This is a genomic window from Rhodococcus sp. (in: high G+C Gram-positive bacteria) (assembly GCF_049286785.1).
In the GTDB taxonomy this organism is placed as follows: Bacteria; Actinomycetota; Actinomycetes; order Mycobacteriales; family Mycobacteriaceae; genus Rhodococcus_F.
Genome location: NZ_JBAQEO010000638.1, coordinates 1 through 12,785 on the forward strand (window position 1 = coordinate 1; position 12,785 = coordinate 12,785).

Consider the following 12,785-nt stretch of genomic DNA (forward strand, 5'->3'; position numbering starts at 1 on the left):
CGCGTGGGGACGTCCCGTGTTCACGGGTGGGCCGCCAGACCAGCCGGCGGCCCGAGGTGGAGTCGAAGAGGTGAATGTCGGCGGGTTCCACCCGCAGGTGCGCCGACTCGCCGACCGCTCTGCCCACCGGGCGCGCGGCGCGGACGCAGAGCGTGCTGACGCCCACCGCGACATGCACCACTTCCTCGCTGCCCAGGTTTTCGGTCGCCGTGACGACGCCACGGACCTGGGAGGTCGACGGGTCGAGGCGCAGGCGCTCGGGTCGGATACCCACGGTTACCTTTTCGCTGGTGAACGGCGTGTCCGCCGTTATCCCGAGCGGGGCGTCGACACCGTCGGCGACCACGTGAAGCCGTCCGGCCCGCTCGACCACTGTCGCTTCGAACAGGTTCATCGGCGGCGCACCCAGGAACGCGGCGACGAAGGTGGACAGGGGAGTGTCGTACAGCTCGGTGGGTGTTCCCACCTGCTCGATCCTGCCTTCGTTGAGAAGCGCTATCCGCGTCGCCATCGTCATCGCCTCGACCTGATCGTGGGTGACGTAGATGAACGTCGTACCCAGTCTCCGATGGAGGCTGATCAGCTCCGTCCGGGTCGCGCTCCGAAGCTTCGCGTCGAGGTTGGACAGCGGCTCGTCCATGAGGAAGGCTCCGGGATCGCGGACCATGGCGCGGGCGAGGGCGACCCGCTGGCGCTGTCCGCCGGAGAGTTCGGCGGGCCGTCGGTCGAGGAGTTCGCGCAGTCCGAGGGCCGAGGCGACCGAGGCGATGCGCTCGCCGATCTCCTTCTTCGGACGGCGACGCGCACGGAGCGGAAACCCGATGTTCTTCGCGATGCTGAGGTGCGGGTAGAGCGCGTAGCTCTGAAACACCATCGCCACGTCACGCTGGCGCGTGGGTTTTCGGGTGATGTCGGCATTGTCGAGCAGAATCCTTCCCGACGAGGGGTTTTCGAGTCCGGCGACCATGCGTAGCAGGGTCGACTTTCCGCAGCCGCTCGGCCCGAGCAGCACCATGAATTCGCCGTCGGCGATGTCCATGTCGATGTCCTGGACGGCGTGCGCGGTGCCGAACTGCTTCGACACCCGTTCGAGCCTTATCCCCGCCACTCGGATCTCCTCCCGTGCTGCCATGTCATGTCGTGAATGTCAGCACCCGCGAGTGACCGCGGGATGAACGGCGCTCTACCGAAGTCCTGTGGTGCTCCGGTGGCGCCTATCGCACACTGCGACGATAGGAAGGCACACGCGTGCGATCGGAGTTCCGAGTCTCGACACCACGCAGGGGTCCGGCCATTCCGGCCCGGGTGGTGGCGTCCGTCGAGTGGACGAGACGCCGGGCACGTCCACACCGGCCACACGACAACCTGGGTCGACTGCCGGTGGCCGCGGGGCCGCTGTGGCGGCACTTCGCCGCGCAGTGCTCGAGGCAGTGGGCGCCGTGATCGACGGGTCCGACGGCCGCACCGCGTCGCCCCGGCCAAAGGTGTTGATCGACACCCATGAGCGGTGGGCGTCGATCGACGACTGGGTGCGTATCGATCTGCTGCCACGACTGCCCGCTACAGCTTTGGCGGTGGTCGCGAGCCGGACGCCGGAGAGCCTCGAATATCTCCGTGCAGTCGGCGCGCCGCCGCGGATGCATGAGCGCATCTGTCAGGTGACGCCGCGAAGGTGATCGCGGTGCCGTGGGACATGTCCGTCGGCGGGGATCTCGCCTTCCCCGGGGTGCAAGGACGCCGATTCCACGGCCCACTGGACGCGGTGTGACCGGATTACCTCGCGGGTGGCGTGGGCGGGGCGTCGGCAGGAGCGAGTTGGGCGCCGATCTTCCGGAACAGCGTGTCGGCCTCGTTCTTGTACACGCCCGCGTCGTCGAACGCGGCCGGGCCATAGGTGACGGCGACGGCGATGGTGATCTTCTCCGACGGCAGGAAGGCTCCAACGGCGGCATAACCGCCGAACATCGGGTTCTGCATCAGCCAGTTGCCCGTGGTGACGATTCCGAGACCGTAGCTGTAGCCCTCCGATTGCGGGATGCACGTAGCGCATCCGGGCAGGGCGGTCGTCTTGCCACGCAGGTCTGTCGACACCATTGCCTCGTACGATTCGCGCGACAGGAGCTTGCCGGTGCCGACGGCGACTGCGGTGTCATGGAGATCGTCGATGTCGGTGGTCTGGACAGCGCCGCGGGTGATGGTCCACGACGGATTCCAATAGGTGGATTCCTCGTAGAACGGTGTGCCCGTGGAAATGCCGAGGAACTCCCGACGTTCGGAACTGAAGGCGTGCAGGACGGGTTCGGGAATGGATGCTGTCGACGCGCCGGTGGTGTTGTCCAGGCCCAGCGGACCGAGCACCTTCTCCTCCATGAGAGAGGACATCTCCTTGCCAGTGATCTTCTCGAGCGCCAGACCGAGGATGAGGTAGTTGGTATGGGCGTAGTTCCAGTTGGTCCCAGGCTCGTAGAACAGGGGCTGGGACGTGCCGTAAGCGATGAGCTCTTCGGGCGTCCAGCTTCGGAACGGCTGTGCATAAACGGCGTCGGTGAAGGCTGGATTCTGGACGTAGTCGGCATAGCCCGAGGTCATCCGCGCGAGCTGGCCGAGGGTCACACGCTCCGTGTTCGGGATGTCGGGCAGCCACTTCGACACCGTGTCTTCGAGACCGACCCGCTTCTCGTCGACCAGCTCGAGCAACAAGGTCGACACATAGGAGATGGCCACAGCGCCGTTGCGGAAGTGCATGTCCGTGGCGGCGGGCACGCCGGTCATCGACTCGCCGACAGCTTGCCTGACGATCTCTTCGCCGTCCACGGAGACGCGGACGATCACTGCCTTCAAGCGGCTCTCCGCCATGGTGTCGTGCACGATCTTCATCACCGCATCGGCCTGGGCCGGGGCGCCGGACCGAACGCCTTCCGACCCGGCCGTGACGGTGCCGGATTCCGGGGACGCCGCGTCGTTCGTCGAACCGCACCCAGCCAGGAGTCCGAGAGTGCACACCAACGGCATCATCCGACGCGTCACCCCATTCATCGCCTGAGCTTGGCAGATCCCGACCGTTCCCGGGGCCGGAATCCACCGGGCTGACGGTGTGCCGCCTCCGGCACGGCGCCGCTGCTTCCGGCCCGATGGCGCATCGGTTTCCTCCAGGCGGCGAGGCGCGGGGGTGTGGAGCGTCAGCCGAGGGCGGGCGGGTTGTTCAGGTCGCGGGCGGAGTAGGTGTCGCACGACTGGACCCGGCCGCTCTCGTAGCCGGCTACGAACCATTTCTGGCGTTGCTCGGACGAGCCGTGGGTCCAGCCTTCCGGGTTGACGCGGCCACCCGCGGAGCGCTGGATCCGGTCGTCGCCGACGGCGGAGGCCGCGGAGAGTGCGTCGTCGATGTCACTCTGGGAGAGGGGCTTCAGGAACGGGGGACCGCCATCGGGGCCGGGGAGGGTGTCGGCGTAGTGGGCCCACAGGCCCGCGTAGCAGTCGGCCTGCAGTTCGGTGCGCACCGCAGCCGATTCCGCGCCCTGGGGATCCGATTGCGCCCGTCCGATATCGCCGAGCTGGTTCTGGATGTGATGACCCACCTCGTGCGCGACGACGTATTCCTGTGCGAGGGGTCCGCTGTTGGATCCGAAACGGTCGACGAGGAGCTGGAAGAAGCTGGTGTCGAAGTAGGCCGTCGAATCGGCCGGGCAATAGAACGGGCCCACATCGCTGGTCGCGTTGCCGCAACCCGTGCTCACGGAACCGGAGAACAGTACGACGCCGGGCTGGACGTAGTCGGTTCCGGTCTGGGCGGCGAGTTCCTGTCCCCACACCGTGTCGAGGCTGCCGACGGTGAACTGCACACGGCAGTTCACGTCACGGTTGGCGTCCTCGCCGGTCTCGCAGTTCTCGAGGCTCGCGCCCTGACCTGCACCGGAGGTGTCGGTGGCCCCGCTCAGGCCGCCGAGCAGTGAGCCGGGATCGCCCCCGAGCAACAACGCGAGCACGAGGATGACGAGGCCCCCGGCGCCACCGCCGATCACAAGTTTGCCGCCGCCACCGCCACCGCCGACAGAAACCCGGCCCGACCCCATCCGGGCGCCCTCGTTGAAGGTCATGTGCTGTCGCTCTCTCTTCGGACGATCACGAGTTGGTTCCCTGAGCTTCGCACGTGTTGCGGGTGTGCGTTTCCGATCACGTCCAGTGTCTCCGTAGGATCGACGCCGACGGACAAGCCTGCTCCACCTTTTCGAAAGGAATCCCGTGCTGCGCACACATCTCGCCGGTTCATTGCGAACCGAGCACGCCCTGCAAACCGTGACCCTCACCGGTTGGGTTGCCAGGCGTCGTGATCATGGCGGGGTGATCTTCATCGACCTGAGGGACGCCTCCGGGGTGTCGCAGGTGGTCTTCCGCGAAGGTGCGGTTGCCGAGCACGCGCACCGTCTCCGGGCCGAGTACTGCGTGAAGATCACGGGCACCGTCGAGCTGCGCCCGGAGGGCAACCAGAACTTCGAGATTGCCACCGGGGCGATCGAGGTCAACGCCACTCACCTCGAGGTGCTCAACGAGAGTGCGCCGCTGCCGTTCCAGCTCGACGATCAGGCCGGCGAGGAAATCCGTCTGAAGTACCGCTACCTCGACCTGCGCCGTGAGGGACCGGGACACGCTATCCGTCTGCGGTCCAAGGTCAATGCCGCGGCACGGGCGGTCCTCGCGCACCACGAGTTCGTCGAGGTCGAGACACCGACGTTGACGCGTTCGACGCCGGAAGGCGCACGCGACTTCCTCGTGCCGGCACGCCTGCAGCCGGGCACCTTCTACGCGTTGCCGCAGAGCCCGCAGTTGTTCAAGCAGCTCCTGATGGTCGGCGGTATCGAGCGGTACTACCAGATTGCCCGCTGCTACCGCGACGAAGATTTCCGCGCGGATCGTCAGCCCGAATTCACTCAGCTCGACGTCGAGATGGCCTTCGTCGGCCAGGACGACGTGATCCTGCTGGCGGAGGAGGTGCTCGAGTCGGTCTGGAAGCTGGTCGGTCACGAGATCAGAACCCCGATTGCTCGGATGACGTACGCAGAGGCCATGCGCCGCTTCGGCTCCGACAAGCCGGACCTGCGTTTCGGCATCGAACTCGTCGAGTGCATGAAGTTCTTCGAGAACACCACTTTCCGGGTGTTCCAGGCCGAGTACGTCGGCGCTGTCGTGATGCCCGGTGGCGCGAGCCAGCCGCGTAAGCAGCTCGACGCCTGGCAGGAGTGGGCCAAGCAGCGCGGCGCCAAGGGGCTCGCGTATGTGCTGGTCGGCGAGGACGGGACGCTCGGGGGACCCGTGGCGAAGAACCTCACCGACACCGAGCGTGACGGCCTCGCCGCGCACGTCGGCGCGAAGCCCGGCGACTGCATCTTCTTTGCCGCCGGTGCCACCAAGCCGATGCGTGCGCTCCTCGGTGCGGCCCGCGGCGAAATCGCCCGTAAGCAGGACCTGATCGATCCGGATGCGTGGGCTTTCGTCTGGATCGTCGACGCGCCACTGTTCGAGCCGACCGCCGACGCCACCGCCGGCGGCGACGTCGCTCTCGGCTACAGCGCATGGACGGCCGTGCACCACGCCTTCACCTCCCCCAAGCCGGAGTCGATCGAGACATTCGACACCGATCCGGGTTCGGCATTGGCATACGCCTACGACATCGTGTGCAACGGCAACGAGATCGGTGGCGGCAGTATCCGTATCCACCGCAGGGACATCCAGGAGCGGGTGTTCAAGGTGATGGGAATCTCGCATGAGGAGGCCGAGGAGAAGTTCGGCTTCCTGCTCGACGCCTTCGCATACGGTGCACCGCCGCATGGCGGCATCGCGTTCGGCTGGGACCGTATCACCGCGCTGCTCGCCGGCGTCGACTCGATTCGCGAAGTCATCGCGTTCCCGAAGTCCGGCGGCGGGGTCGACCCGCTGACGGACGCGCCGACCCCGATCACCGACCTGCAGCGGAAGGAGTCCGGAATCGACGCGGCGCCGGAGCCGAGGCCGGAACTTCCCGAACCCGCGGGCAAGTGGAAGAAGGCAGAGTAGGGAATTCTCCCGGCCCCGATGGGATCACCGGACGACAATTACCGGATGATTCGGACTGCCGGATGATTCGGACTGCCGGATGATCCGCAACGGCCGGGGGACGCGATGCTGCATCTGCGAGTGATCTGCCCCGTCGACCGCACCGACGACGTGGTCGGTGTCCTCGGCGCCGCGTCGGGCGCCACTCACGTGGTGGTTCTGCGCGGCGTCGCGGTCGAACCGGCCGGGGACTCGGTGCAGGCGGATGTCGCCCGGGAATCGGCCAACGAGGTGATCGATGCGCTCGAGGCGCTGGGTATCGCGCGCACCGGGGCGATCATGGTCGAATCTGTCGACACCGTGCTGTCCAAGGCGGCACACAGGGCCGAGAAGATGGCTCCGGGCGACCCGGCGGACAGCGTCGTCTGGGAGGAGTTGATCAGCCGGACGCGTGAGGAGTCGACGCTGAACGGCACTTTCCTCGCCTTCCTCACCATCGCGTGCCTGCTCGCGGCGGTAGGCGTTGTCACCGATTCGCCGGTCACGATCGTCGGGGCCATGGTCGTCGGCCCCGAGTTCGGGCCGCTCGCTGCGCTGGCGGTCGCGGTGTCCCGCCGCAAACTCGGACTCGCGCGTCGATCGCTGATCGCGCTGCTGATCGGCTTTCCGTTCGCGATGGTGAGCACCCTTCTCGTGACACTTCTTCTCGAGCGTGCCGGATGGATGGATATCGAGAGCCTCGAGTCGCTGGATCAGGTCGACTACATCTATCGAGTCGGGGCACTGTCGTTTCTCGTGTCACTTCTCGCGGGCGCGGCGGGGATGCTCGCGCTGGTGTCCTCGAAGTCGGCTGCGCTCGTCGGCGTGTTCATCTCCGTCACCACCGTGCCCGCGGCAGGGTTCGCCGTGGTCGCGGTCACCGTCGGCGAGTGGCGGATCGCGGCTCTGTCCGTGTGCCAGCTGGGAGTGAACATCGTGGGTATCGTCGTGGCGGGCGTGTTCGTCCTGGCGGTGAGACTGCGGCGCGGAACCGACCCCGGGCGCCTTCTCGCGCAGGCCCGGAGCCGCCGCGGGGCTCCTCCGGACCGGAGGCGTCGATGACCGTCCTGCCGCACGACGGCGCCGGATACGACGAACTCTTCGACCAGGACGGCGGGGTCCGTGAGTCGTGGAAAGAACTCGCCGAGGACTTCATGAACGCGGATCGGGATTCCGTGCGCCGGTTGCAGTCCCGCATCCGACTGCTGGTCGACAATCACGGAATCACCCCCGACGACGACGGTGTCGGAGCTCCGTCGATCCCCGCGCGCTGGAAGATCGATGCGGTGCCGCTGGTGGTCGCCGCCGACGAGTGGGATCGACTCGAAGCCGGATTCGTCCAGCGTTCGCGGCTCCTCGACGCGATACTCACCGACCTGTACGGACCGATGACGCTGGTGCGCAGCGGAGCGATTCCCGCCCGCATCGTCTTCGGACATGCGGGGTATGTCCGGGCTGCGCACGGCATCACAGTTCCCGGCCGCCATCAACTGTTCTTCCACGGTCTCGATATCGCTCGCGCAGAGGACGGCACCTTCCGTGCGGTGCGTGATCACACACAATCACCGGCAGGCGCGGGTTACGCCATGGCCAATCGCCGGGTGATGGCCCGGGCCCTGCCTGGCATGTACGAGAAGGTGGGACCGCGGCCACTGTCGTCGTTCGTACAGTCGATGCGCCTCGCTGCGGCAGAGGCGGCACCGGCCGGCACCGAGGACCCCTTGGTGGTGGTGCTCAGTCCCCACACCCGGTCCGGGGCGGCATTCGATCAGGCCTACCTCGCCACGTTGCTGGGTTTCCCGCTCGTCGAAAGCGCCGACCTCGTCGTTCGCGACGGATACGTGTGGATGCGTTCTCTCGGCAATCTCGAACGCGTCGACGTCATCGTGCGCCGCGTGGACGCCGAACTGGTGGATCCACTCGATCTCCGGCCGTCGTCGCGATCGGGTGTGGTCGGACTGGTGGAGGTGCTGCGCCGGGGAGCGGTCACCGTGGTGAACACCCTGGGCAGCGGCGTACTCGAGAGTCCCGCGCTGCCGCGGTGGCTTCCCGGCCTGTGCCGTCATCTGCTGGGCGAGGATCTGCTTCTTCCGTCGGCTCCGAGCTTCTGGGGCGGGGATCGCTCGGAGTTGTCACATCTGCTGGTGAATGCGGAGGCGATGGTGTTCCGCACTGTGCGAGGCGGTCCGCCCATCGTCCCGGCGGAACTGGGTGCTGCGGAACGTGAGAATCTGCTCGATCTCGTCCGAGCCGAGCCCGAACGCTGGGTGGGACAGACGACAGTGGACCCGGCGTACGCTCCGACAGCCGGTGACTCGGGACGCATCGACCTCGCGCCGGCAGGTGTGCGACTCTTCGGTGTCGCCCAGCGGGTCGGATTCACGCCGATGCCGGGGGGTCTGGGTATCGCGGTGGCGCCGGCTGTACGGGCCGAGCGAGTCCGCTCCGGGGCCAAGGACGTCTGGATCCGACTCGAGCAGCGTGTCGCCTCCACGGACACGCGCGAGGGTGGCGAACGCGAGAGCGACCAACTTCCCACCTACGCAACCACCACGACCGATCTGACGATCTCACCGCGCGTCCTCACCGAACTGTTCTGGATGGGCAGGTTCGCCGAACGCGCCGAGGGGATGGCCCGGTTGATGATGGCGGTCGGGGAGAAGTACCGCGACTACAGCCTGCGGCCCTGGCAGGCAGGCGGCGAATCCCTGCCGATCCTCCTCGAGACCGTCGTCGCCGTCGGCGCCGCCGATTCCACACGCCCACTCCAGGACGGTTCGGACGGGTACCTGGAGGGCAGGCCGGACCTGGCCGGGGCTCTGCGCAGGGTGCAGACGGAGTTCCATGCATTGACGGGAGACGCGGGGTTGGAGGGTTCACTCGCCCACTCGATGAAGGGTGTGGAACAGGCTGCGCGGGCGGTGCGCGGACAGTTGTCCGGCGACATCTGGGCGGTACTCGGCATGGTCGAGCGCGCACTCGGCCAGGTGGACGGTGACGTCGGCGACGGATCCCTGCTGTGGGAAGCGCAGTCAGCGGTGCTCGCCGGCACCCTCGCGCTGTCGGGTATCGCGGCGGAATCCCTCGTCCGGGACACCGGCTGGCACGTCATGGGGATCGGCAAGCGCATCGAACGGGCATCGACCCTCACCACCCTGGTGGCGTCGATCCTCCGGCACCGGGCGGGCAGCGCGACCGAGCGGGCGTTGATCGAGTCGCTGCTCGTCGCGACGGAGAGCGCAGTGGTGTACCGCCGGCGCAATCGCACGTTCCGCCCGGCCGCTGTTGCCGAGTTGCTGCTGTTCGACCTGCGCAACCCGCGGTCGCTGGCCTTTCAACTCGACGCCCTGCGCAGCCATCTGGCAGCACTGCCCGACGCGTCGGGGTCGTCGACGGCCGAGAGGCTGGTCGACGACATGATCAACATCGTCCGGCGTGCGGACCCTGTGCGACTCGAGGCGGTCGACGCCACCGGAACGCGGGAGAACCTGGGCAAGCTGACGACCGAGGTTCACGGACAGCTCCGGGAATTGTCCGAGGTGATGCTGAAAGGGCAACTGTCGCTCCCGGGCGGAACGCAGCCGTTGTGGGGCAGCGCGACCGTGTGGACGTCGACGTCCGCCGGCGAGTCGGGCGGGGTGCCGGCGTGACCGATCGACGACGGATCGAGGGGGAGGGGGGCGGGCGGCCGGTGCCGCGCCGGTTCCGGATCACGCACCGCACCACCTACACGTACTCGGATCCGGTGTCGTCCTCGTACGGGCGGGGGTTCCTGCTGCCGAGAGACACCGAGGAACAACACTGTGTCGCCGCCAGCGTGGCCATCTCACCGGCACCGTCGGACCGGTCCACCGGTACCGACGTCTACGGCAACCGGGACCTGTATTTCCAGGTGAACACTGCACACGACACGTTGGTCGTGACGGCGGAGTCGGAAGTCGAGGTGTACGGACCCGACCGGCGCCGCCTCGACATCGCCCCCGCCAACTCGCCGTGGGAGCTGTCGCGGCCGCTCGGCACGGACGGGGCGATGGCTCAGGAGTTCGTCCTGGACCTCGAACCGCCCGAGATCGCGGACGCGGTCCGCGACTATGCGGCCCCGAGTTTCGCCCCGGAACGTCCTCTGGCCGAGGCGGTCATAGATCTCACCAGCCGGATCTACCGCGACTTCCGATACTTGTCCGGTTCCACCTCGGTGTCGACGAAGGTCGCGGAAGTGCTCGAGAAGAGGTCGGGCGTCTGCCAGGATTTCGCCCGTCTCGCGATCGCCTGCCTGCGGTCCCGCGGACTGGCCGCACGCTACGTGTCCGGTTACCTCGCGACCACTCCGCCGCCGGGAAAGGAGCGGATGATCGGCGTCGACGCAACGCACGCCTGGGCCGCGGTCTGGATGCCCGGCGACCGATGGCTCGCATTCGATCCCACCAACGACCAACTGGTCGACGAGCGCTACACCGTGCTCGCCTGGGGGCGCGATTACGCCGACATACCTCCCCTCCGCGGAGTGATATACACAGAGGCACGAAACAGCACCATTGCGGTGTCGGTTGATGTCGCACCGGTCGAAGCGACCCCGGTGGACCAGCAGAAATGCTGAAATGCACCCGAGTGCTCGGTGGGTACTTTGCGGAGGAGTCGATGATCCGCGTCACTAACAGGTAAGTTGGACGGCGATGACTGCAATACTGGCCGACCCCGTTTCAGAGGTAGTTGCCGCAGCCGAAAAGCTGCTCACACGTCGTACGGGGGCACCCGTGACACTTGTGGACCCCGTTGATCTCGGTGGCAGCGGACGTACCATCGTGCTCCGCGTACGCGTCGCCGAGAATCCGTTTTCGCTCCCGCGGACCTTGGTGATCAAGCAGGTCCGCGAGGCATCTCGGGGGCCCGGATCACGGGCGGTCGACGCCGATGATCCCAGCGCCGACGGGGAGAGCGCATTCCTCAGGGAGGCCGTCTCGTACCAGTTCGCCACCGCGCTGGCGACGGAGAGCCGGCCGGGCGCCTCGCTTCTCGCGTCCGACCTGGAAGCCCGACTGCTGGTGCTGACCGACCTCGGTGATTCCACCCCGATCAGCGCGCTGCTCGAGCACTCCGACTCCGACACGGTCACCAACACCCTTATGGCCATGGCACAGGCGCTCGGCCGGATGCACGCCGCGACTGTGGGCCGCGAAGAGGACTTCACCGCTCTGCTCCGGCGAGCCGAGGTGACGCATTACGGAAACACCGTGACCGCTCAGGTCGGACGGGCCGTCGAGCGGGTCCCCGGCATGTTGTCGTCGATCCTCGGTATCGAGGTCTCGGCGGACATCACCGACGAGGTACTCCGAGGAGCGAAGCTTTTCGAAAGTCGCAGATTCCGTGCTTTCAGCCCCTCCGATCTGTGTCCCGACAACATCATCGTCAACGACGAGGGTGTCCGCTTCCTCGACTACGAGTGGGGCGGCTTCCGTGATGCGATGCTCGACATCGCTTACGCGCTCGTGTCGTTCCCGGGATGCTTGTGCAGCATCGAACTGTCGGAGGACCGGGCGCAGGCGATGATCGAGGCCTGGCGTGCCGAGGTCGTGGGGATGTGGCCCGCGCTGGCGGACGACAACGTACTGGCGTCGCGCATGGTCGAGGCCCAGCTGATCTGGGTGTGGCTCAGCACCTACCTGTTCCTGCCGGTCAACCACTCACGCATTGCCGCCGTCCGTGAGCACCAGCTGTCCGTACCACGGTCGGTGGCGTTGACTCAGCGATGGGACAAGCTGGCCCGTTCGGCGGACCGCGCCGGGAACGCCGTGGTCGCCGAGCACGCCCGCGCAGTGGCGGACGCTCTCCGGCGGACCGTGGTCGGTTAGCGCCGGCGCCCAGCTCGGATGACCGGCTCGACGGACGGTACGACGCGTCCTCCCCCGGAAGCCACGACATATCCGGTGGCCCGGTGCGCGTCCGGCACCGGGTCGGCGGGGTCGTCCGGACGGAATCAGTAGAATTCAGCGATCCCTGGGCGAACGCGCTGTCACGGCGCCCGGGTAGCGTCGAACCTGTGAGCGATCTTTTCGGTTCGGACGAGGACGAGTCGGCAGGTCTCTTCGAGACCGCGGAAGCAACCGAGGCGGCAGCCGCCACGCCGGTGGGCGTGCCGGCGAATCCGAACGCTCCGCTCGCCGTCCGCATGCGGCCCCGCACCCTGGGCGAGGTGGTCGGTCAGCAACATCTTCTGGGGCCGGGGGCACCGCTGCGCCGTCTCGTCGAGGGGTCAGGCGCGGCGTCCGTGCTTCTCTACGGGCCGCCCGGTACGGGTAAGACCACTCTGGCGTCTCTGATCTCCGGGGCCACGGGCCGTCGCTTCGAGGCGCTGTCCGCGCTCTCCGCCGGAGTGAAGGAAGTGCGCGGTGTCATCGACCTGGCGCGACGCCGGTTGCTCGGGGGGGAACAGACGGTGCTGTTCATCGACGAGGTGCACCGATTCTCGAAGACCCAGCAGGACGCGCTGCTGGCAGCGGTCGAGAACCGCATCGTGCTGCTGGTCGCCGCGACCACGGAGAACCCCTCGTTCTCGGTGGTGTCGCCTCTGCTGTCCCGATCACTCGTGCTGCAACTGCAGTCGCTGACTGCCGACGACATCGAAGAGCTCCTCGAGCGGGCCCGCACCGACGAGCGGGGTCTGGGCGGGGAGATCGAGATCGCGGGCGATGCGATGGACCACCTCGTGCGGTTGGCGG

At 67.4% G+C, this 12,785-nt stretch carries 10 protein-coding genes; 7 read left to right on the forward strand and 3 right to left on the reverse strand.

Annotated features, from left to right (window positions below; all coding sequences use genetic code 11):
* A partial coding sequence (locus WAW17_RS23095) for an ABC transporter ATP-binding protein (RefSeq protein WP_422335234.1) occupies positions 1–1,108 on the reverse strand: 1,108 nt, incomplete at its 3' end.
* A gap of 214 nt (positions 1,109–1,322) precedes the next feature.
* On the opposite strand from WAW17_RS23095, the gene WAW17_RS23100 reads away from it, so the two are divergent.
* On the forward strand, positions 1,323–1,676 hold the full coding sequence (locus WAW17_RS23100) for a hypothetical protein (RefSeq protein WP_422335235.1): 354 nt from the start codon (positions 1,323–1,325) through the stop codon (positions 1,674–1,676).
* 97 nt (positions 1,677–1,773) lie between these two features.
* On the opposite strand, the gene WAW17_RS23105 is transcribed toward WAW17_RS23100, so the two are convergent.
* Both WAW17_RS23105 and WAW17_RS23110 read right to left on the reverse strand, forming a co-directional pair.
* The gene (locus WAW17_RS23105) at positions 1,774–3,036 is read right to left on the reverse strand and encodes a serine hydrolase domain-containing protein (RefSeq protein WP_422335236.1); all 1,263 of its coding nucleotides are present in this window, start codon (positions 3,034–3,036) and stop codon (positions 1,774–1,776) included.
* A gap of 143 nt (positions 3,037–3,179) precedes the next feature.
* Positions 3,180–4,097, reverse strand: a complete 918-nt coding sequence (locus WAW17_RS23110; protein ID WP_422335237.1) for a neutral zinc metallopeptidase — start codon at positions 4,095–4,097, stop codon at positions 3,180–3,182.
* Positions 4,098–4,242: 145 nt separating this feature from the next.
* Here WAW17_RS23110 and aspS point away from each other — a divergent pair, with 145 nt between their 5' ends.
* The 6 genes from aspS to WAW17_RS23140 form a co-directional block, all read left to right on the forward strand.
* Positions 4,243–6,051, forward strand: a complete 1,809-nt coding sequence (aspS, locus tag WAW17_RS23115) for an aspartate--tRNA ligase (protein WP_422335238.1) — start codon at positions 4,243–4,245, stop codon at positions 6,049–6,051.
* Between the two features lie 105 nt (positions 6,052–6,156).
* Positions 6,157–7,131, forward strand: coding sequence for a DUF389 domain-containing protein (locus WAW17_RS23120; protein ID WP_422335239.1), 975 nt, complete (start codon positions 6,157–6,159; stop codon positions 7,129–7,131).
* Positions 7,128–9,719, forward strand: coding sequence for a circularly permuted type 2 ATP-grasp protein (locus WAW17_RS23125; protein WP_422335240.1), 2,592 nt, complete (start codon positions 7,128–7,130; stop codon positions 9,717–9,719). The genes WAW17_RS23120 and WAW17_RS23125 overlap by 4 nt, the downstream gene beginning before the upstream one ends.
* The gene (locus WAW17_RS23130) at positions 9,716–10,666 is read left to right on the forward strand and encodes a transglutaminase family protein (RefSeq protein ID WP_422335241.1); all 951 of its coding nucleotides are present in this window, start codon (positions 9,716–9,718) and stop codon (positions 10,664–10,666) included. Before WAW17_RS23125 ends, WAW17_RS23130 begins: the two co-directional genes overlap by 4 nt.
* A 76-nt stretch (positions 10,667–10,742) precedes the next feature.
* Positions 10,743–11,918, forward strand: coding sequence for a kinase (locus WAW17_RS23135; protein WP_422335242.1), 1,176 nt, complete (start codon positions 10,743–10,745; stop codon positions 11,916–11,918).
* 188 nt (positions 11,919–12,106) lie between these two features.
* Positions 12,107–12,785, forward strand: a 679-nt coding sequence (locus WAW17_RS23140; protein ID WP_422335243.1) for an AAA family ATPase, incomplete at its 3' end; no start/stop codon positions are given.